The organism is Shewanella sp. ENK2, assembly GCF_043568515.1.
In the GTDB taxonomy this organism is placed as follows: Bacteria; Pseudomonadota; Gammaproteobacteria; order Enterobacterales; family Shewanellaceae; genus Shewanella; species Shewanella japonica.
In genome coordinates this window covers 2,488,740-2,509,513 of record NZ_CP171406.1, presented here as the reverse complement: position 1 = coordinate 2,509,513, position 20,774 = coordinate 2,488,740, and the positions used below count along the sequence as shown (strand labels likewise).

At 42.5% G+C, this 20,774-nt stretch carries 18 protein-coding genes; 14 read left to right on the top strand and 4 right to left on the bottom strand.

Going from position 1 to position 20,774, the window contains the following annotated elements:
* The first annotated feature begins 140 nt into the window (after window positions 1-140).
* The gene (locus tag ACGEDC_RS11125) at window positions 141-503 is read left to right on the top strand and encodes a hypothetical protein (protein WP_055022859.1); all 363 of its coding nucleotides are present in this window, start codon (window positions 141-143) and stop codon (window positions 501-503) included.
* 148 nt (window positions 504-651) lie between these two features.
* Here the strand turns inward: ACGEDC_RS11125 and ACGEDC_RS11120 are convergent, their stop codons facing one another.
* The gene (locus tag ACGEDC_RS11120) at window positions 652-1,242 is read right to left on the bottom strand and encodes an FxsA family protein (protein WP_119967774.1); all 591 of its coding nucleotides are present in this window, start codon (window positions 1,240-1,242) and stop codon (window positions 652-654) included.
* A gap of 251 nt (window positions 1,243-1,493) precedes the next feature.
* Between ACGEDC_RS11120 and cutA the strand changes: the two genes are divergently transcribed.
* From cutA to ACGEDC_RS11100, 4 genes are all read left to right on the top strand, one after another.
* On the top strand, window positions 1,494-1,817 hold the full coding sequence (gene cutA, locus ACGEDC_RS11115) for a divalent-cation tolerance protein CutA (RefSeq protein ID WP_394493230.1): 324 nt from the start codon (window positions 1,494-1,496) through the stop codon (window positions 1,815-1,817).
* On the top strand, window positions 1,814-3,676 hold the full coding sequence (locus ACGEDC_RS11110) for a protein-disulfide reductase DsbD (RefSeq protein ID WP_394493228.1): 1,863 nt from the start codon (window positions 1,814-1,816) through the stop codon (window positions 3,674-3,676). Before cutA ends, ACGEDC_RS11110 begins: the two co-directional genes overlap by 4 nt.
* 154 nt (window positions 3,677-3,830) lie before the next feature.
* Window positions 3,831-5,489, top strand: coding sequence for a cation:proton antiporter family protein (locus ACGEDC_RS11105; protein ID WP_080914772.1), 1,659 nt, complete (start codon window positions 3,831-3,833; stop codon window positions 5,487-5,489).
* A gap of 145 nt (window positions 5,490-5,634) precedes the next feature.
* Window positions 5,635-6,429, top strand: a complete 795-nt coding sequence (locus ACGEDC_RS11100; protein WP_394493226.1) for an ABC transporter permease — start codon at window positions 5,635-5,637, stop codon at window positions 6,427-6,429.
* Window positions 6,430-6,525: 96 nt separating this feature from the next.
* Here the strand turns inward: ACGEDC_RS11100 and ACGEDC_RS11095 are convergent, their stop codons facing one another.
* Complete coding sequence (locus ACGEDC_RS11095) at window positions 6,526-8,313, bottom strand: flavocytochrome c (RefSeq protein ID WP_394493224.1); 1,788 nt, start codon at window positions 8,311-8,313, stop codon at window positions 6,526-6,528.
* Between the two features lie 498 nt (window positions 8,314-8,811).
* Between ACGEDC_RS11095 and ACGEDC_RS11090 the strand changes: the two genes are divergently transcribed.
* The 4 genes from ACGEDC_RS11090 (at window position 8,812) to ACGEDC_RS11075 (ending at window position 14,737) form a co-directional block, all read left to right on the top strand.
* Window positions 8,812-10,773 (top strand): ATP-binding protein, encoded by a 1,962-nt coding sequence (locus tag ACGEDC_RS11090; protein WP_394493222.1) that lies wholly within the window; start codon window positions 8,812-8,814, stop codon window positions 10,771-10,773.
* Window positions 10,770-12,191, top strand: coding sequence for a sigma-54-dependent transcriptional regulator (locus tag ACGEDC_RS11085; protein ID WP_394493220.1), 1,422 nt, complete (start codon window positions 10,770-10,772; stop codon window positions 12,189-12,191). Before ACGEDC_RS11090 ends, ACGEDC_RS11085 begins: the two co-directional genes overlap by 4 nt.
* A 283-nt stretch (window positions 12,192-12,474) precedes the next feature.
* Window positions 12,475-13,617 (top strand): galactokinase, encoded by a 1,143-nt coding sequence (galK, locus tag ACGEDC_RS11080; protein ID WP_055022867.1) that lies wholly within the window; start codon window positions 12,475-12,477, stop codon window positions 13,615-13,617.
* A gap of 85 nt (window positions 13,618-13,702) precedes the next feature.
* On the top strand, window positions 13,703-14,737 hold the full coding sequence (locus ACGEDC_RS11075) for an aldose epimerase family protein (RefSeq protein WP_394493217.1): 1,035 nt from the start codon (window positions 13,703-13,705) through the stop codon (window positions 14,735-14,737).
* A 100-nt stretch (window positions 14,738-14,837) separates the two neighbouring features.
* Here ACGEDC_RS11075 and ACGEDC_RS11070 read toward each other — a convergent pair whose 3' ends face one another.
* Together ACGEDC_RS11070 and ACGEDC_RS11065 are read right to left on the bottom strand one after the other, a co-directional pair.
* Window positions 14,838-15,278 (bottom strand): hypothetical protein, encoded by a 441-nt coding sequence (locus tag ACGEDC_RS11070; protein ID WP_394493215.1) that lies wholly within the window; start codon window positions 15,276-15,278, stop codon window positions 14,838-14,840.
* A 323-nt stretch (window positions 15,279-15,601) separates the two neighbouring features.
* Window positions 15,602-16,594, bottom strand: coding sequence for an NAD(P)H-quinone oxidoreductase (locus ACGEDC_RS11065; protein ID WP_394493213.1), 993 nt, complete (start codon window positions 16,592-16,594; stop codon window positions 15,602-15,604).
* Window positions 16,595-17,036: 442 nt separating this feature from the next.
* Here ACGEDC_RS11065 and ACGEDC_RS11060 point away from each other — a divergent pair, with 442 nt between their 5' ends.
* The 5 genes from ACGEDC_RS11060 (at window position 17,037) to ACGEDC_RS11040 (ending at window position 20,770) form a co-directional block, all read left to right on the top strand.
* Window positions 17,037-17,831 carry a substrate-binding periplasmic protein gene (locus ACGEDC_RS11060; protein WP_055022871.1) on the top strand — a complete coding sequence of 265 codons (795 nt, stop codon included), beginning with the start codon at window positions 17,037-17,039 and terminating at the stop codon, window positions 17,829-17,831.
* Between the two features lie 503 nt (window positions 17,832-18,334).
* Window positions 18,335-19,066: a DUF1538 family protein gene (locus ACGEDC_RS11055; RefSeq protein WP_394493211.1), complete on the top strand. Its 732-nt coding sequence runs from the start codon at window positions 18,335-18,337 to the stop codon at window positions 19,064-19,066.
* Between the two features lie 64 nt (window positions 19,067-19,130).
* The gene (locus ACGEDC_RS11050) at window positions 19,131-20,018 is read left to right on the top strand and encodes a DUF1538 domain-containing protein (RefSeq protein ID WP_080914766.1); all 888 of its coding nucleotides are present in this window, start codon (window positions 19,131-19,133) and stop codon (window positions 20,016-20,018) included.
* Window positions 20,019-20,021: 3 nt separating this feature from the next.
* Complete coding sequence (locus tag ACGEDC_RS11045; RefSeq protein ID WP_055022873.1) at window positions 20,022-20,372, top strand: P-II family nitrogen regulator; 351 nt, start codon at window positions 20,022-20,024, stop codon at window positions 20,370-20,372.
* Complete coding sequence (locus ACGEDC_RS11040; RefSeq protein WP_055022874.1) at window positions 20,369-20,770, top strand: CBS domain-containing protein; 402 nt, start codon at window positions 20,369-20,371, stop codon at window positions 20,768-20,770. Before ACGEDC_RS11045 ends, ACGEDC_RS11040 begins: the two co-directional genes overlap by 4 nt.
* The last annotated feature ends 4 nt before the right edge of the window (window positions 20,771-20,774 follow it).

The window sequence follows — 20,774 nt, the reverse complement described above, 5'->3', positions numbered from 1 at the left end:
CAGGCGCTTAAGCAACTTATCAAGATGACGATTTATTAATTTGTATTACTTGCCCAATGTGTCATAACGTAGCGTTATACAGGTTTATGTAAACGACTGTCATGACGCAAGCATTCAAGGAAGAATATGAGGAATCATTTATGAGTAAATCCATTAATGCCGCGCTACTCAATGCCTTTGTCTGCCCTGGCACAGGACATTTATATTTGGGCAAAAAGGCAATGGGTTGGGGTATTATCATCACCTGTTTTGCCAGTTTATGCGCCATGATGATTGTGGTTATCGAGCGAGCTCAAGCCATAGCAGATGATATTGTCGCAGGTAACATTGCCCTAGACTTTACAGCCATATATAGCGCAGTGCACACGAGTGTCACAGCCAACTTACCCACGTCGGCCACATTGGCAATGTACGCCTTTTTACTCTGTTGGATTGGTGGCACCATTAGCGCTTTTATAATGGGTAAAAAAATGGATGATGCCGCTGCTCATTCCAGTGATTAAATTTGCCAAGCAGTAACAAAAAACATAACTAAAAAGCCGGCTGAGTATTCTCAGTCGGCTTTTTTTAGTCGCATTTATATGAAATGGGCAGTCTTTCCTTAATTGCGTCAGCATTAAGGTATATAGCGCAGTGACTTAAATCGCGTCGCTATTTCGTTTTTTCATCTTCTGACTTTTCGTCGCTTTTTGGCGTGATATCTTTCACTTCAACTTGATGAGTTTCTGGGGTTAATTCACTTGGATCGAATTTACGCTCAAAGTCGCCATCGAACGTATTACCGTTATCTCCATGACGGCCTTGATCAAATGGATTTTGACCAAAACCTTGTTGACCAAACGGGTTTTGTCCAGCTTGTCCTTGAAAGCCGCCACCAGCAACAACTCGCATTTGCATGCGTTTAAAAATATAACTCGCAATCGGCGAGCGAGTGATGGGAGTAAGCAGTAATAACCCAATAAAATCAGTCACAAACCCTGGGAATAACAGTAATAAACCAGCAGCAGCAAGCATCATACCTTCAACAATTTCTTTGCCTGGCGCTTCGCCACGCTCAAGCTTAGATTGCACAGACATCAAGGTGCTCAAGCCTTGGCTACGAACCAATGACACACCCACAATCGCAGTTAAAAACACTAATGCAATGGTATTTAATGAGCCGAACACTTCACCTACTGAAATCAGTACTGATAATTCAATAGCAGGGACAAGAATAAACACTAAAAATATAACTAACAGCATGTTGGCCTCAATTTTTTCATTGGCTATGAACGATATATGGGGGTAGTCGGGTCTTAATTCAAGACGCGTCACGATAATCATTAATGACTAATGCAACCGATTACAAAAATCGTACAGTATTGCTTTATTGTGAATAATGAAAATTAGTTGCAATAAAGGGTCGTGATAAATATACCAGCCTTGGCAATCACCTATTTTAGGTTATTAAGCTTAAGCTAACTTTAAGATAAACCAAAGATGATAGACTCCCTATGTCAGCAGCGTATTTATTAGTTATAACAACTTGTCCTGATATTGCCAGTGCAAAGAAACTGGCTCGTGCCTTAGTCGATGCAAAACTGGCAGCATGCGTACAACTGTATCCACAAATGGAGTCAGTCTATGTATGGGAGGATGAGGTTTGTCATAGTAGTGAAGTAGGAATGCACATAAAATGTTTGGCCAGTCATTATGATGCCATTGAACAATTAGTGATCCAACAACACCCTTATGAAGTACCAGAGTTAATCGCTGTGCCGATCGCTCAAGGCTTGCCAAACTATTTACAATGGATAAAAGAAACTTCTCAATCATGAAAAAAATATTTGCGCTTATATTTACCACTTTACTGCTGCTCTCCCCCTTAGCTCACAGTGAAGACATTTTTAGCAACAGTAATAAATTCAGTTTTTTGCAAGATGAGCCTGAATTAATGCCCGTTGAAGAAGCTTTTGTATTTGATTACCAGCAAAAAGGTAATCAAGTCGCCATAAGCTTTGTCATTGCTGACGGTTATTACATGTACCGAGATAAACTGCAGTTTAGTGCAGATGGTGCGGTCATTGGCGATATCGATTTACCGAAAGGTAAAATGCATGACGATGAATACTTTGGCGAGCAAGCCGTTTACTATTCATTTGTTACATTGCCATTAGCGATAAAAGAAGCCGCTGACGATGCCAAGGTACAAGTAACCTTTATGGGCTGCGCTGAAGGCAAGCTATGTTACCCGCCAACCAAGCGTGATGTCATTTTAGATGCGGTTGAAGCAAACGACGGTAAAATTACAACGAAAAAAGCCATCATCGGCGATGCTTATGCAGCAAAGAAAGCGGCTGATAACGCCTCAGAAAACACTGACACACAAGCGCCAATTACGCAGCAAGATAGTTTGAGCCAGATGTTAGCTAACGACAGTCTAATGTGGACCTTAATTATCTTCTTTGGTTTAGGTATTGGATTAGCGTTAACCCCATGTGTATTCCCAATGTACCCTATTTTGTCTGGCATTATTGTTGGCCAAGGCAAGCAGTTATCCACGGCAAAAGCATTCACCTTATCGATGGCCTATGTTCAAGGTATGGCCATCACCTATTCGCTATTAGGTTTAGTGGTAGCTTCTGCCGGAATGAAGTTTCAAGCGGCGCTGCAGCATCCCGCTATCTTAATCTTCTTAGCCGTCATGTTTGTGCTATTAAGTTTATCGATGTTTGGTCTGTACGAGCTGCGTCTACCTGGTAAATGGCAAGACAAAATGAACACCCTGTCGAATAACCAAAAAGGTGGCAACCTTGTTGGCGTATTCTTTATGGGTGTGATTTCAGGCTTAGTGGCCTCCCCTTGTACTACTGCGCCGCTGTCTGGTGCGCTTATTTATGTTGCACAAAGTGGTGATCTGCTCCAAGGCTTCTTAGCCTTGTATGTATTAAGCATGGGGATGGGTGTTCCCCTTCTAATTATTGGTACATCTGGTGGTAAGCTGTTACCTCGTGCAGGTGCATGGATGGATATCATCAAGACCATCTTCGGTTTCTTACTGATTTCGGTATCGATTGTGATGGTCGGCCGTATCTGGCCTGGCGTCGTGTCTGATGTACTGTGGTCAATTTGGGGCATTAGCTTAACAGGCTACTTAATGCACCAGAATAAACTTTCAGAATTTAACTGGAAGCAAACCACTCGAGGCGTGCTACTGATGCTGACTTTGCTTGCTAGTTTCTCGTATGGTTTCCAAGCGGTAATGTCTGCATTGGGGATGCAAGCGCCTTCAATGAGCACTCAAATTAGTCAAACAGCTAAAGTTGAGCATGCTGAGTTTACAATTATTAAATCTGTAGAAGATTTAGAAGTTGAGCTCGATAAGGCCAGTATTAGTGGCAAAACCGTAATGTTAGATTTATACGCCGACTGGTGTGTGGCGTGTAAAGAGTTTGAAAACATTACCTTTGTTGACCCTGAAGTGATGTCACGTTTAGATCAAATGGTGTTACTACAAGCTGATGTCACTAAGAGTGATGCGATTGATGTGGAATTGCTAGAACATTTCAGCGTATTAGGCTTACCTACCTTGTTGATGTTTGATGAAAATGGCAACCAACGTGAAGATTTACGAGTAACAGGCTTTATGGGGCCTAAACCGTTTGCTGAACACCTAGATTTATTACTTAAAAAATAATTTCACCACATAATAAACTACTGATAAATGGTCAATTTAGTAATTAAATTGGCCATTTTTTTATTTCATACGCAATTTTTAATATCAAGTTAATTAATTTCTTATACAATCTACTTACCTACAACCTCTTTTCAACAACTAGACTTAAGGCATTATGGAACCAGCAATTTTCATTATTACCCTTCTTTGCGGCATGCTAGTCAGCCGAGTGGGACTCCCTCCGCTCATTGGTTATTTAGCGGCCGGCTTCTTACTGTTTATCTTTGGCGTACAAGATGAAAGTGTTCCACTGCTACAAGAGTTAGCAGACTTAGGCGTCATGTTGTTACTGTTCGCCATTGGCTTAAAGCTGGATGTTAAAAGTTTACTTAAGTCGGAGATTTGGGCCAGCTCCAGTCTTCACTTAGTTGGCTCAATTCTATTCTTTTTACCTATCCTTAAATTGTTAGGCTTGGTTGGCTTAGATAGATTGGTTGATCTTGAAATGAACCAACTATTGCTGCTGAGCTTCGCATTAAGCTTCTCCAGTACGGTATTTGCCGTGAAAGTGCTAGATGAAAACGGCGATGGCCAAGCGTTATACGGCCGCATCGCTATTGGTATCTTGATTATGCAAGATATCTTCGCGGTGCTGTTTTTAACCATTTCCAAAGGTGAGTTTCCTTCAGTTTATGCCTTTGGTTTATTGTTATTGCCGCTGTTAAAACCGGTTATTTATAAAGTGTTTGATCGTGTTGGCCACGGTGAAATGCTAATTCTATTTGGTCTTGCTATGGCATTGGTCATGGGCGCTTGGGTATTTGAGGCGGTCGGATTAAAGCCAGATTTAGGCGCCTTGATCATGGGGGTTTTGCTTGCTGGTCACGCTAAATCCTCTGAGCTGGCCAAATCAATTTATTACTTTAAAGAACTGTTCTTAGTGGCGTTCTTTTTAACCATTGGCTTAAATGGACTACCAACCATTGAAGATGTCGGTTTAGCAGGCCTATTGGTACTATTAGTGCCGTTTAAAATCATGCTGTTCTTTGTCATATTAACTCGCTTTAAACTGCGTGCTCGTACATCAATGTTTGCATCGTTTAACTTAGGTAATTACAGTGAGTTTGGCTTAATCGTAGCAGCTGTTGCTGCGCAAAAAGGCTGGTTACCTGCTGAGTGGCTGATTATTCTCGCCGTAGCGTTAAGTATTAGCTTTTTAATTGCAGCGCCGCTCAATGCCAGCGTCAACCGTATTTATCAGCGTTTTCAGACAACAGTAACTACCTTAGAAAAGCACCCATTGCATCCTGAAGACAGACAAATTCCTGTCGGCAATCCACGCTTTTTGATTCTAGGTATGGGCCGCATTGGCTCGGGCGCCTACGATGAGCTTCGCAGTAAATATAAAGGCGAAATCCTAGGAATTGAACATAAACAAGATTTGGTCGATTTTCATCGTAATGAGGGCCGTAATGTTGTGCAAGGTGATGCCAGCGATACCGACTTTTGGGAAAAGCTTGAGCGTGCCCCAAGTCTAGAACTCGTGTTACTTGCCATGCCGCACCATGTGGGGAATATGTTTGCTGTAGAGCAACTGAAAAAACTGGAGTATAAAGGCAAAATTAGTGCGATAGTCCAGTACTCAGAAGATGCATTGTCACTCAAAGAGCAAGGTGTAGACAGCGTATATAACTTGTACGAAGCTGCTGGTGCAGGTTTTGTGGATAATGTAATCCATGAGTTGTTAGAGCCTGTCATTGAAGACGAACAAGACAATTCACAAGATAAGGCTGTCGCGTCTGATGAAATAAACCAAATTCTCAGTAAGCCATAGCTTCTCAGTAATAGCATAGCGTGACACGCTAACGTGAATCTATCTGCGCCTTATGGTTTCATAAGGCGCTTTTTTATGCTCATATTTTATCTACAATGCCTGTCAACGACGGGGAACTGTATTCATCAATTAAACGAGACACCAAATGGATATTAGCTGGTTAGCGCTTGGGTTATTTATGCTGGTATTAATCGCCCCCATTGCGATTAATCAGGTTTATCAGCTTCACTTGGGCAAAGATATGGCCATTGCGGTGACTCGTATGACGGTACAAATGGCGTTAATTGGTGTGTATCTGCAGTATCTTTTTCACCTTGATAACCTTTGGGTTAACCTCATTTGGCTTGTTGTGATGTTACTTGTGGGAGCTAGTGCCATAATCAGCAAGGCTAATTTACCCAAACACCCACTGATGGCGCCTGTTATATCAGGCTTAATACTAGGACTTGTGCCAATATTGGTCATCATGATGTTGTGGTTATTTCAGCCTACACCGATTTACAATGCGCAATATTTGATACCCACAGCAGGAATGTTGCTGGGAAATAGTTTAAGTAGCAATATTATTGCTCTGCAGCGATTATTTGCCGCATTTGACCAACAGCAAGCACAATATCAAGGCGCGCTTGCCTTGGGTGCAACACCTAAACAAGCGGCAGCGCCTTTTGTGCAAACAGCGCTGCAACAATCTTTTGCCCCGATTCTGGCATCGATGGCGACAACGGGATTAGTCAGTTTACCTGGCATGATGACTGGACAAATTTTAGGTGGTGTAGACCCCATAATCGCAGTCAAATATCAGATCGTTATTTTGGTTGCCATTTTTGCGACCTTAACGATTTCTGTAACAAGTTCAATTAGCTTTGCTTTACATAAACTGCTCGCGCATACAGGCAAAATGCGTTTTAACTTGCTCACCAATACTGGTAACCAAAGATAAACCAGACATAAAAAAGTGAGCCATGAGGCTCACTTTTTAGTTAATAGCATGAAGGGGAGTCATGCTATTTTGTTACTACCGATTCAAAATTGATGACTATTTTTTTGAATAGGCTGCCGCTTGCTCACCTGCTAAGCGGCCAAAGGTAATGATGTCAGAGATTGCGTTACCACCTAAACGGTTGGCACCATGAACACCACCTGTCACTTCACCTGCACCGTATAAACCAGGAATCACTTTCTTATCTTCTGAGAGCACTTCCGCTTTATCGTCAATTGAGACACCGCCCATGGTGTGATGTACACCTGGTGTAACTTCAATGGCGTAGTAATTACCTTCATTTAATGCACGTGGTAGGTTCGCACGTTCAAAGTCAGTGTCTTTGCCTGCTGCAACTAACTTGTTGTACTGAGCAATCGTTGCCGTTAGTGCTTTACCGTCAATACCTTCAATTTTGCCTAACTTCTCTGGCGTTTCAGCTGATGGCACGACACCAAGTTGAATGTACTTATCGATTTTCTTCAATGATTTACGCACTGAATCATCAAAGATTAAGTAAGCCACTTTACCGGTTTGATTAAGAATCGCCGCAGCCGCTTTATCACGAGTAGTGATTTCATTAACGAAGCGCTTACCTTCTTTATTAACCAAAATGGCACCGTTACCACGCACCGCTTCAGTCACCATCACCCCGCCTTTCACTGACAAAGTAGGATGCGCTTGAATGTATTGGATATCTGTCATGCCTGCGCCAGCGTTACCCGCAACATCTAAACCATCACCTGTCGCACCTGGCTGGTTAGTTGAAATAAAGCCTTTTAACTTAGGATCAAGTTTAGCAACACGTTCATTGTTACGACCAAATCCACCCGTTGCCATGACGACCGCTTCAGCTTTAATCCAGTAGTAACCTTTGTATTTACCTTTAACCAGTAAACCTTCCACTTTACCTGAATCATCTTTGATAACTTCAACACCACGGGTATTCATACGCATGTCGATATCACGCTTAAGTGCATTATCATAAAGCACTTGAATGACGTGAGCCCCTACACCTGCACCTCCTGTAGGACGATGAGAACGGTTAGCTGATGCGCCGCCCATACGACCAACATCATTTAAATCAGCGCCCAAGCCTGTCATCCAATCAACAGAGCCTTTAGAGTGAGAGGTTAATACATCCACTAACTTAGGATCGTTTAACTCGCGACCACCTTTCATGGTGTCTTTATACATAGACTCAACGCTATCTTTAATATCTTTAGCTTTTTGTTGATCAGTCCACGCGGCGTTCATACCACCTGCAGCCAATTTAGCGTTACCACCAATCACAGGCTCTTTTTCAATCAAAATAACTTTAGCGCCTGCATCCGTTGCTGCCACTGCGGCTGAGAAGCCTGCGCCACCAGAGCCCACAACCACCACATTCACAATGTCACTTGGCGCTGCTGATAATGCCGCTTTACGATCTGCTGCATCTTTTGCTAATTCTGCAATCGTAGGTTCGTAGCGCTCCCATTTGCTGCCAAACGGCATATCAAACTCAAAGCTATGGCAAGAGTCACAATACACGACTGATTTTTCATGGCCGCTATGACATGATGTACATGCGACATCACCTGGGAAGTGAGATTCATGGGCATTATAATTTTCACGAGTATTGCTTTCTGCCACTTCCGCTAACGTGCCATGACATGACACACACTGTTCATTTTCATAAGTTAAGCTGTCATTAGACAATTCACCACTTGGTAAATGACAGCTTTCACAATCTTGATTTTCTGAGTGAAAGTCAGCAAGGTTATCAGCTGCAATTGCGCCTCCCGCTAACCCCGCTGAGCCAAGTAGTACAGCTAACAAGGCTGCGCATCGTGTTAATTTCATGGTAACTCCTTAAAAATAGCAATGACGCTAATTCGCCTTGGCATGCTTAATCACTAAGCCATACCTTTTGCTATTGAACCTGATGTAAGACTATTTTGACTCTGGGTTAATGCGGCCTCAATCAAACTCTGCAGACTCAATTTGAAACTTTACAGCGGATCACATCTGCCATTTATGGCTATGCAAAAGCGCATAACCTCAATGGTGACTATGCATTTTTGCATAGCCTGTAGTGATCCGTGTCACAATCAATTGGTGCTGAATTTCTTGGTTCTTTCAAACTAAGACGTGTCAAAGCTTAGAAATAAACTGACTAAAATCAAGCTTGAATCTCACTGTTCATCTTTGTGTCATATTTACGCTCAATGCCACAGTTCGAAAGATTATCATTTGCTAAAGTGCAGCTAATATCTCTTGTAAATCCATTATCCTTTGATGAAATATTTTGCGCTATTACTGCTAATACTATCCATACCAGCTAATGCTGAAGAGGCAATTGTGTTTGGTGTGCACTCCACAACTGCGCCGCTTGAGTGGCGAGATAATGGCGTGGATCAAGGGTTTAATGTGGAACTCATGGAAAGCATTGGTTTACTGTTGAACAAGCCTATTACAGTGAGGCGCAAGACATTTCAGCAATTAGTCAGTGACATGCACAGTAGCGACAGTGATGTGGATGTGATTGCAGTTGTTAGCCCTGTTAACTTTCGTCGAGAACTGGCGCAATCCGATCCTGTGTATGCCACGCATGCCAAAGCCTTTACTTTGCAAGGTGAAGACTACATCGATAATTGGTCTGACTTAGTTGGTAAACGGGTGGCCATTAAAAATGGCGCATTTGTGGATATCTTTTTAAAAAATCAGCCACAAGATTTCACCCAAGTGAAAGTCGATTTGTACGAAACAGGCTTTCAAATGTTGATGAGTAAAGAAGTGGATGTGGTCCTAGCGGAGAATTTTGTCGCTAGACGGCTACAACCCAAATATCCATCGGTGCGCAGCGCCAGTGATGCATTAATTTTTGGTGCATTTACCTTTGTTAGTCATCCTGCCAATGCCTCGTTATTGAAAGAAATCAATGATGCTCTAAGGCAACTGAAAATTTCGGGAGAATATGACAGATTAGTCAATAAATGGTTTGGCATGGGACGAGAAAAGTTTGATATCACCTCAACTCACCAAAAGATGCTCACTTTATCTATTGTTATTTCGATAATTTCGGCAATGGGCATGCTGTATACCTTTTCCGTAAGCCGTAGTTTGAAGTATCGCTCTGAAGCATTAGCGCTTGAGCTACAACAACGTAAAATCGCCGAGCAAAAAATCCGTTCATTATCGCAGCAGTTCCAAGCTGTGCTGGATGGTATCCCTCATGGAATGACCATCTTTGATAAAAAAATGCAGTGCCTGTGGAGTAATGACAATAATCAGTTATTGACTCATAGCCAGTTTCATTACATTGATGGGACACCTTTTGATTTAGCTGAAAGTATTAAAAGCGTCATTGACTCCAAAAAGTCCTTTATTGCTGACATGGGATATCTTGCTCAGTATTGGCAAGTGCAAATTCATCCAATTTCTGACGAGCAAGCCGTTGTACTACTTGAAGAAAACACTGAGCAACAGCATTTGCGCCAAGCCAATGATGAAGCCAGTCGCTTAGCCTCCTTAGGCGAGTTATCGGCTGGTGTCGCCCATGAAATTAATAACCCAACCGGCATTATTATTCACTCTATTGCTCTGTTTGCCGAGGCAATGAAAGATCTGCAACCTGCTGCCGAGTATTACCAACAACAAAACCCGTTTTGGTTAATTGCAGGATTAGAGCCTCAAGCGGCTTTCGCCGAGATTAACCACAGTAATGAGGTCGTAGAAGAGAGTGCTAAACGCATTTCCAGAATCGTTAATGATCTTAAATGTTACGCATTACCAAATTTGTCAGCGAACCATCAAGCAATCAGCTTAAATGAAGTCGTACACGTAGCCCAGCGTTTAACCGCCAACCAGCTTAAGCGCTTCCAAGTTACCGTTGAGCTTGCTGAGCCAAGTCCAATTATCAAAGGCGACGCCCAGCAGTTACACCAAGTGTTAATTAATCTTATTCAAAATGCATGTCATGCCATGGACACCACTAATGGCCATATCCATTTACGTACAGCAATGAAAGGCAAAGCTGCCTATGTCAGTGTTGAAGATAATGGTTCAGGCATGGACAAAGCGACGCTGAAGCGGATCACTGAGCCATTTTTCACGACACGTCGCTCATACGGTGGAAGCGGCCTAGGGCTCTCGGTGTGCAGCCGTATTTTAAAAGAGCATCACGGTGAGATGAAAGTCACTTCAACACTCAATCAAGGTAGTCAGTTTACTTTGGTGTTTAGTGCCATCGAACCTGAACAATCTACGCCTTTTTCGCCAATAAGCTCATCAACAACAAATAGCAGGAAGCCAATACAGTGAAACTCGCACGTAATATCTTACTCGTCGATGATGAAGCCTCATGGCTACGTACACTATCAGTGACCTTAAATCGTTTAGTACCAGAAGCTGTTATCGACACCTGTGTTGATAGCCGCCAAGTGATGAGTCGGTTAGAAGGCACTGACTACGCCCTTGTGTTACTTGATTTAACGATGCCATTTCATTCGGGCGAGGATTTACTCGAGCAAATCCGCCTTGAGTATCCCAACACTCGAGTGATTATTGTTACTGGTGTCAATGAAGTAGAAACAGCGGTGCGCTGTATTAAACATGGCGCTTATAACTACTTTATTAAAACTGATGATGTCGCTGAATTAGCATTAACGGTGCGCCGTGCTTTAGAAGTCGTCGGGCTAGAGCGTAATTACCATAGAATAAAAGAAAGCTTTTTAAGCAAAACGTTAACCCAGCCCAGTGCGTTTAATAATATTCTGACCTGCGAGCCAGCCTTGCTTGATCAATTTCGCTATTTAGAAGCGGTGGCTTTTAGCCCTGAGCCAATACTTATTTACGGTGAAAGTGGCACGGGCAAAGATGAATTTGCAAAGAGTTGCCATCAGTTATGCTGCCCTGATGCCCCTTTTATTAATATCAATTTAGCAGGAATAAGTGAAAGCGCTTTTGAACTTCAGGTCTTTGGGCGCTTAAGCCAAGAACCAGGCCAATCGCAAGCTGGCGCATTACACCAAGTAGGCAAAGGGTTGCTCTACCTTAATGAGATTGCAGATTTACCTTTATCATGCCAAGCGAAGCTTGTTGATATTTTGCAGCAAAAACAATATTACCCAATGGGCAGTGACAGACCCTATCCAGTCAATTGCCGCATCATAGCTTCCACTCAACAAGATTTACTCGCCTTAAGCCAAGAAGGTAAATTTAGGCGTGATTTGCTCTATCGCTTACGTGCCCATAAAATCCATTTACCCCCTTTAAGGCAGCGCAAACTTGATATATCGATGTTGATTAATCATTTTATCGCACAAGCCGCTGAAGAAATGAACTCAACGCCGCCGCATCAACCAAGCGATCTAGCGACACAGCTTCAAGATTATGACTTCCCAGGTAACTTACATGAGCTCAAAGGCATGGTGTTCGATGCAGTAAGTCGCAGTGATGGAGTGCAGTTAACCATCTCCCCATTTATGGAAGCGATTAATGCACTTAAATCATCAAACTCTCCTAAAGGAAGTCGGATTATTTTTCCGCAGACTTTACCTACGTTAGCCGATATGAGCCAAGCCTTGATTGATGAAGCAATGAGCCGTACGGCAAATAATCAAACCGCAGCCGCGCAAATGTTAGGTATCAGTCAGTCGGCATTAAGTCGACGAATAACAAAAAAGAGTAACTCGATTCATGATGAAGGCTGTCTAAAATGGGCACTTAATACTGGTTAATCTAGACGGCTGTTGTTCTTTAAACGAAATAATAGCCGCATTAGAATAGTCCTTTAAGATAAACGGCCGCACCAAACGACATGAATTTACTTAATAAATATCCATTTTCGGTCAGAAATGGAATCAAAATAGTGAATCCTAGTTACACCTCCGACCAATCGTGATATAAATCACATATCTATCGGACAATTAACTCAATTTAGTCTAAGTTTAAAGTTAAGTAGTCAATTCGATACTCGTAAAAATATCTAAGTAATTCGGCATTCTTTGGAACTGTAACTGTATGTCTAATCCTGCTCAAAAAGCCATGAAGTTGTTTGTACAAACATTTGGAACTACGGCTGACGACCTTTATCAAGCACCAGGTCGCGTCAATATTATTGGCGAACACACGGATTATAACGAAGGATTTGTTTTACCCGCTGCAATTAATTTTCACACTGTCATCGCTGTTAAAGAGCGCAGTGACAATACATTTCGTGCTGTAACTGATGCGTTTCCGGGTCAGATAATACAGTGGAAATTTGGTGAAGAAAGTACCAGCCAAGACAGTAATAGCTGGGGTAATTATTTAAAAGGATTTACCGCGTCGATGTTTCAATCGGGCCTAAAAGCAAAAGGGCTTGATTTAGCGATTGTTGGCAATGTGCCTTTAGGTGCTGGCATGTCATCTTCTGCTGCCTTAGAGGTCGCTTTTGGCACCGCTATCAGCTATGCCAGTCAACTGCACTTATCACCACTTGCTATTGCCCAAATAGCGCAACGTGGCGAACACCGCTTTATAAAAACTGAGTCAGGAATTATGGATCAAACCATTAGCGCCTTGGCTGAAGCTGATCATGCCCTACTCATTGATTGTTTAGAGCTTGATAGTGAGCCTGTCTCGATCCCTGAAAATCTCAGTTTATTAATTGTCGATCCACATATCGATCGCCAAAGTTTAATAGAACGATTTGAAGCACGCAAAAAAGAGTGTGCCGAAATTAACGACCTATTAGCCATTGAGTCATTAAGAGAAGTCAGTTTGGTGCAGCTAAATCGTGAAAAGCATGCCCTAGGTGACACGCTATTTTGTCGAGCAAGGCATGTGTTAACTGAGAATCAACGTACTGTAAATGCTGCTAGAGCACTTGAGCAAAATGATATAACACGTTTCAGTCAGTTGATGGCACAATCTCATGACTCAATGAAAACCGATTTCGACATTTCCACGCAAGAAATCGATACCCTTGTCGGTATTGTTAAAGACGTCATTGGCAACCGTGGCGGTGTTCGTATGAGTGATGGCTGCGTTGTAGCCTTAATTGATCATGAACTTACCGATGCTGTTGTCAACGCTATTGAAGCCAAATACCCAGAACAAACGGGGCTTGAGGCCATTATTTATTTATGCTCAGCCAGTGATGGTGCAGGCAGAATCGACTAAATCACTAAAGCATCAGCTGGCAATGTCTAATAGTGAATGTAGCGGCTGCCACACGGCTTAATTATCTCATCAGGAAGAGACTACAATGATTGAAATCACGGCATTGGAGCCATGGCAAGACCCTCGTGGTGGCAGCATCAAGCGTGTCCGAATCGATAACGGCAACATCGCAATCGAAATTCTAAGCCTAGGTGGGATCATTCGTGAATTATGGACTGCAGATAAATTTGGACAGCGTCAGAACATTGTACTGGGTTGTGATAGTGTCGCTGACTACTTAGCTCAGCAAGCCTATTTAGGAGCGATTGCAGGTCGCTATTCTAACCGTATCGCTAATGGTCAATTGCATTATCAAGGGCAAGACTATCAACTAGACATTAACCAAGCGACAAACTGCTTACATGGCGGTCGTGACGGGTTTCATTTAAAGCAATGGCATATGGAAACCTTATCTGATGGGGTGCGGTTAACGGTCGACAGCCCTGATGGAGAAATGGGCTTTCCTGGGCTATGTAAAGTTCAGCTAGACTACCGTTTAGAAGGCAATAATTTACTTATCGACATGCAAGCTCAGGTCGATAAAGCCTGTCCTATTAGTTTAACTCAGCACAGTTACTTTAATTTAGAAGGCGCTGATAGTTTGACGAATGTGGATCATCACATTCAAGTCGATGCCCACCAATATTTAACCATGAACGATGTCGGCGTGCCTATCTCAATGGATGAAACGCTCGGCAGCGACTTAGATTTATCAAAACCGACGCCTTTTTCTGAGCAGACACAGCGAGCAGCATTAAGCGCTACCAATGGTTTTGACCATTGTTATGTATTAGCTCAGACAAATCATGATCTTGTTCGCTTTGGTTGCCTATCAAGCCCTAAAAGCGGCCGCACTATGACCATCTACACTGATCAGCCTGGCGTTCAGTTATATGGGGCAAACTTCCTTGAGGGGACAAAAGGTTTTAAAGGGGAGATTTATCAATCCCATCGCGCTGTATGTATTGAGCCGCAGATGCTACCAGACTCTCCAAATCAACCCCACTTACGGGGTGAGCCGTGGATTGCTGCTGGTGATACTTATCACCATCACACTCGCTATGAATTTGGTGTGCTATAAGCCCTGAGAATTCGTCATAAAAAAGGCGCTCCCCTTAAGGGAGCGCCTTTTTTATTGTAATGACAATACTATAGTCAACCAATGCCGTTTTGCATTGATGCTACCTGTCCTCGTCACCATCATCACTCATACTGGCTTCAAAACCCGTATCTTCAAATTCCATATCGTCATCAGCATCCATGACATCATCCATTGGCTCGTCGGGAACAACCGGCGCCTTACTTTTCACTTCAGGTGCTGAATCTGGCACTGAAGATAGTTCAATATGTGCCTCATGCTTTGCCATAAACTCAGTTCTAGCGGCTTGCCATGCTGCATCATGTTCAGCTTTTGCCGCTGCAAGTTGCGCATCATCAAGTTCATGAAGATTCACTTTAACAATATCTTCGACATACTCACCAATGGTATTTCGACTCGCATTGAATAAGTAGATCCGTCCAGGTGACGCGTCAGGTAAACGGTTATCATGAACGACGATTGACGTGCCTCTTGCAGTTCTTAATTCACCGAACCACACTTGTTTTTTTGCAGTGTTATACATATATGCTAACGCCCTTAAATCAACACATACCTTTAAAAATGTACTGATGAGTACATCGTTTAATAAATAAACCATACAGTTAACGCATGACTATTGAGGGTAATTAATCAAAAACTTCTTCAAAAATCAACTGATGTTTTATGAAGTTTTTGATATTTTGAACTCAACAATAGAATCGATATCATAGTGAGCTAGGCGATTCACCTACCCGCATATCAATCGCTAATAACCAGACAATATGGCTGAAAATTAACCCTCTCATACACGCTCAAATTTAGCCCAAAATACGTAAGCTTCAAGTTCTCAATTCGAAAAAATCTGTTCTATATCACTTTCAATACAATTTTACCTTGATGCTGTCCTGACTCCATATATTGATGTGCTGCGATAACCTCTTCAAAGGCAAAGATCTTATCCAGCTTGATGTTAATTGAGCCACTATCAAGTAATGGCCAAATTTGCGCTCTCAGTGCTGCAGCAATGTCAGCTTTCGCTTCAACACTTTGCGGCCTCAAGGTGGAACCTGTCCAGCTGATCCGCTTTGCCATGAGTCTAAAAATATCCACTTCAGCTCTTACTCCCCTTTGCATGGCGACAGTCACCATTCGGCCATCCATTGCCACCACTTTGAGGTTTTTATTCACAAAATCTCCACCCGCTATATCAAACACCACATTGACTCCTTGGCCATCTGTCGCATTAAGTATCGGCTCGACAAAATCTTGTGTGTGATAATTAATGGCAAGTTCTGCACCCTGTTGCAGACAATATTGGCACTTTTCATCAGAACCAGAAGTGACAAATACGCGTGCTCCCATTGCCTTAGCGATTTGAATTGCTGTTGTTCCGATACCACCGGAGCCACCGTGAATTAACACAGATTCACCTTTACTCAACCCTGCTCTAATCATCATGTTGCCCCAAACCGTAAAGTAGGTTTCGGGTAGTGCAGCAGCTTGCTCAAAGCTATAACCTTTAGGAATAGGTAAACAATGACTAGCAAACGTCACGACTTGTTCGGCATAGCCGCCACCTGGAACTAAGGCACATACTTTATCGCCAACTTGCCATTGAGAAACACCTTCTGCGACAGCAATAATCTCACCTGACACTTCTAAGCCTAAAATAGGACTAGCCCCTTTGGGAGCTGGATATGCCCCTTCTCGCTGCTTAATATCGGGGCCGTTCACACCTGCTGCATGGACGTTAATGACAACCTGACCCGACGTTAATGCTTGAGCGATTAAGTCATCATGAGATTGTGCAATATTCATAACTTCTGCGCTTCCAGGTTCAGTAAAAGTAATATATTTCATGATATAAACCTCAATAATAGTCAGTCGCACAAGGATGAAATAAGCACCAGAATGTGACCAGATGGACAACATGACCTTGAAACAAATTAGCCTCTAGACACCTCAACTCGAAAACTGCGCCGAGACAAAAGCATGAAGATAACATTGCTACATACCTTATCAATAACTCACGACGATTAACGATTTTGCTTTACAAAACTGGCAAAAATACCAAGAACGATTAAATTTAACCCAATAGATTGCCGCTTTAAGATACAATAACTCAAAGAGTTAGACTCACTGCTTAACCTTATGACTTCAAATGTACACGAAGTAACTTATTACTCGGGAAGATTTAGTTATACTGTTCTCTATTGACTCAACAAACTAATAATGGGTTGCTTGTTAAGCCTGTTATAAGTTGCGAACACATAAACTGACTGGAATTTATATCATTGTGAAAATGACGCTAAACACAGCCTTAACTAAGTTGTTCGCTTGCACTACAGCATGTCTATTGTGCCTTAGTAGCCTTTGGTCAGCGTCTTTATCTGCCAAGCCCCTTTTAATCGCATCTGATATTTGGTGCCCTTACGTATGTGAAGGTCAAACAGGCTATGTCACTGAATTAACAAAAAGGGCTTTTGCTGAAATGGATCAACCGGTTCATTTTATCGCAGTGCCATTTAATCGTGCTTTAAAAGAAGTCCAACACGGAAATATTGATGCAATCTTAGCCGTCACGCCAGAGCATGTTAGCCAATTTAATTTATATACTGATGAAGTCGTTGTGGGTTATGCAAGCAAAGATTTCTACACCACTACAGGGTTTGCTTGGCAATTTAACCAGCTTGAAGATTTAGATAACGTGCAAGTTGGTATCATTCGTGGTTATGACTATGGCGAGCGATTAAACGATAAAATTGCCAATTCAAATCGTTTCTACATTGCGACTGGAAACCAGCCGTTAACCATGAACCTAAAAAGGCTTATCAAAGGCCGCTTTCATGTCATGCTGGGTAATAAAGTGGTTATTCAAAACACGGCTGAAAAGCTAGCTCTAGATGATCAAATTCGCTTTGCAGGTACCTTCGGTGAACCATTGCCTTTGTATGTTGGCTTTAACCAAGGCGCGACTAAAGCTGCCAAAATGTTTAATCAAGGGCTAACTAAGCTCAAAAAAACAGGGGAATACCAACAAATATTGGATAAATACAATATTGAGCACCCAGCAGATCCATTAGCGCTAACTCCTTAATTTTAAATGCCTAAGCTTTACAATACCCTAGTTATACACGCCCTAGTTATGCATGCCCTAGTTATACACGCCCTAGTTATACATGCCCTAGTTATACATGCCCTAGTTATACATGCCTTGCACTGAACGACTCTCCCAATGATGCTTATCCAACAAAATACATAAGCATTATTTTACCGCCTCATTTGACTCACTAGCAGTTAGCTTTCTCTACTCTCATGAATACAGTTCCGTCAATAATGACTCACCCCACAATTAGTACCTTTTAGGTTTGATTGTTTATTGCAAATACCCTCGGTTCGATTCACCTAGCGCACATTTTCAAAGACAAATTGATCTAGCTCAAAACTATTGCAACTTTTGTTAAATTTCTGTTGCCTCAATGTGTAACCTTGGCAAACTGAATACATAAGTTAGACCATTCCAATAAGGCGTTTTCTTTTCCATATACGCGAGGAATTACGCTTAAGCGATTGTCATTATTAACTTTCACAGGAGGTGGAATGAGCGGATTAGTTAAGTTATTACAATCTATGCTCGGCAGTTTTCGAGATTTAGTCCCCATTATTTTAGTGGTGAGTTTTTTTGAAATTTTTATCCTCCAACAAGCTCCTGATAACCTTTTTTCTATCCTTGTCGGTGTCATCTTTATCGTTTTAGGACTGACTTTTTTTGTGTTCGGATTGGAAATGGGCCTCTTCCCAATCGGTGAGTCCTTAGCTCATGCCCTTGCTCGCAAAGGTAGCACATTCTGGTTAGTCATTTTTTCTTTCTCACTCGGCTTTGGCACGACCCTAGCAGAACCCGCGCTGACCGCTGTGGCAGCTGAAGCGGCTGAAGTCGCAGCAGAAGGTGGCGCCATTGCCGCCACAGAAACAGCAATGGACAGTTATGCGATGGGACTGAGATTAACGGTGGCGGTCTCCGTTGGCTTAGCCATCTTGCTTGGGGTAATCAGGATTGTTAAAGGCTGGCCAATTCATTACCTGATCATCGGTGGCTACATTATTGTCATGATCCTCACAAGCTTTGCCCCAGAAAATATCATCGGCATTGCTTATGACTCGGGTGGCGTGACCACGTCAACGATTACAGTGCCATTAGTGACGGCATTAGGAGTGGGCTTAGCCACTGTGATTAAAGGCCGAAACCCAATGTTAGATGGCTTTGGACTCATTGCTTTTGCAAGTTTAACGCCGGTAATTTTTGTCTTACTTTACGGCATGGTGTTATGACAATGATGTGCAATGTAGACATGACCTTACTTAATGAGCAGGTACAATTTGCCAAGGAGGCCAAATGACGTGGCTATATCAGTTATTAGAAACCTTGCTGCTCACAATGCGAGATGTGATCCCAATAGCCATCATTCTATTTGGATTCCAATTAGGTGTACTTAAACGTCCTATAGCTAACTGGAAAACGGTGGTGCTTGGGTTTGTTTATGTCACCTTCGGGTTAAGCTTTTTCTTAGTCGGACTCGAACTGGCGCTGTTCCCAATCGGTGAAAATCTTGCAAATCAGTTAACCTCACCAGAAATTTTGCACCCTGATGGTTCTGCTGGGCCTTACATCTGGCAAGACTATTTATGGGTGTATGTATTTGCTGCCGCTATTGGGTTCAGCACCACCATTGCCGAACCCTCATTGATTGCAGTTGCTATTAAAGCGAACGAAGTGTCAGGTGGCACGATTAGCACTCAAGGGTTACGTATTTCGGTGGCAATTGGCGTGGCTTTCGGTATCTCGCTAGGCTGCTTTCGCATCGTCGTTGGTGACCCAATCCATTATTACATCATGGCAGGTTATGTGGTGGTAGTAATCCAAACCTTCTACGCACCTAAATCCATCATCCCACTCGCGTATGATTCAGGTGGCGTCACCACTTCAACTGTTACCGTGCCCCTGGTCGCGGCATTAGGTTTAGGTTTAGCCTCAAATGTTGAAGGACGTAATCCACTTATTGATGGCTTTGGGCTTATCGCTTTTGCCAGTTTGTTCCCCATTATTGCTGTAATGAGCTATGCCCAACTTGTAGCCTGGCTAGATAAACGAAAATCCCAAGCAATTGATGAAACTGAGCTCAATGAAAAAAATGCAGCCGTTCCAGCAGATATATCAGAGGCACTTCCTAGTTCAGCAGTGCCAACATCAACAATAAAAAATAATCATTCCATTAAGGAGTAATAAATGCGATTTAAGTTAATTATCGCTTTTGTTGACGACATCACGACAGACACTGTACTTGATGCCGCCCGAGAAGCTGGCGCTACTGGCGCCACAGTTATCAACCATGCTAGAGGTGAAGGGCTAAAGAAAAAGAAAACCTTCATGGGCTTAGGCTTAGATGTTCAGCGTGATGTGATTTTATGGCTAGTAGAAGAGCATATGAGTCGCCATATTTTAGAGACAATATGCGAGGTGGGCGGGTTTAACACTAACCCAGGCCAAGGTATTGCGATTCAAATTGATGTTGAAGATGCCGTTGGTGTTGCTCATCAAGTTGAAAAACTTACCAATGATATTAAGGATCAAATATGAAGCCGACAACACCTATTAAAAATCGAGATGTATTGATGAATCAATACGCTATGATTGACGGTATGCTGACCATTAGCGAAGCCATTGCCATCGCGGTGGAACAGAATGTCTCTATTTTGGTCGTCAACAAGCGTAATGAGCATGACGAATATGGCATGTTATTGCTGAGCGATATTGCCAGAAAAGTCCTCGCAACAAATAAGTCACCGGAGCGAGTTAACGTATATGAAATCATGATAAAACCCGTGATGGCTGTCAGTGCGGATATGGATATCCGATATACCGCTAGGCTATTTGACCAATTCCAAATCAATAAAGCACCTGTGGTTGAAAACAGCAACATTATTGGCTTTGTGACTTATGACGATATCGTGCTTAAAGGCATGGTTAGTCAATAGCATT

Coding starts and splice junctions, on each gene's coding strand:
- ACGEDC_RS11060 (WP_055022871.1), top strand. CDS start 17,037: ATGACGCTAAACACAGCCTTAACTAAGTTGTTCGCTTGCACTACAGCA.
- galK (WP_055022867.1), top strand. CDS start 12,475: ATGTCTAATCCTGCTCAAAAAGCCATGAAGTTGTTTGTACAAACATTT.
- ACGEDC_RS11120 (WP_119967774.1), bottom strand. CDS start 1,242: ATGCTGTTAGTTATATTTTTAGTGTTTATTCTTGTCCCTGCTATTGAA.
- ACGEDC_RS11045 (WP_055022873.1), top strand. CDS start 20,022: ATGCGATTTAAGTTAATTATCGCTTTTGTTGACGACATCACGACAGAC.
- ACGEDC_RS11095 (WP_394493224.1), bottom strand. CDS start 8,313: ATGAAATTAACACGATGCGCAGCCTTGTTAGCTGTACTACTTGGCTCA.
- ACGEDC_RS11040 (WP_055022874.1), top strand. CDS start 20,369: ATGAAGCCGACAACACCTATTAAAAATCGAGATGTATTGATGAATCAA.
- ACGEDC_RS11070 (WP_394493215.1), bottom strand. CDS start 15,278: ATGTATAACACTGCAAAAAAACAAGTGTGGTTCGGTGAATTAAGAACT.
- ACGEDC_RS11050 (WP_080914766.1), top strand. CDS start 19,131: ATGACGTGGCTATATCAGTTATTAGAAACCTTGCTGCTCACAATGCGA.
- cutA (WP_394493230.1), top strand. CDS start 1,494: ATGTCAGCAGCGTATTTATTAGTTATAACAACTTGTCCTGATATTGCC.
- ACGEDC_RS11055 (WP_394493211.1), top strand. CDS start 18,335: ATGAGCGGATTAGTTAAGTTATTACAATCTATGCTCGGCAGTTTTCGA.
- ACGEDC_RS11105 (WP_080914772.1), top strand. CDS start 3,831: ATGGAACCAGCAATTTTCATTATTACCCTTCTTTGCGGCATGCTAGTC.
- ACGEDC_RS11065 (WP_394493213.1), bottom strand. CDS start 16,594: ATGAAATATATTACTTTTACTGAACCTGGAAGCGCAGAAGTTATGAAT.
- ACGEDC_RS11110 (WP_394493228.1), top strand. CDS start 1,814: ATGAAAAAAATATTTGCGCTTATATTTACCACTTTACTGCTGCTCTCC.
- ACGEDC_RS11100 (WP_394493226.1), top strand. CDS start 5,635: ATGGATATTAGCTGGTTAGCGCTTGGGTTATTTATGCTGGTATTAATC.
- ACGEDC_RS11125 (WP_055022859.1), top strand. CDS start 141: ATGAGTAAATCCATTAATGCCGCGCTACTCAATGCCTTTGTCTGCCCT.
- ACGEDC_RS11075 (WP_394493217.1), top strand. CDS start 13,703: ATGATTGAAATCACGGCATTGGAGCCATGGCAAGACCCTCGTGGTGGC.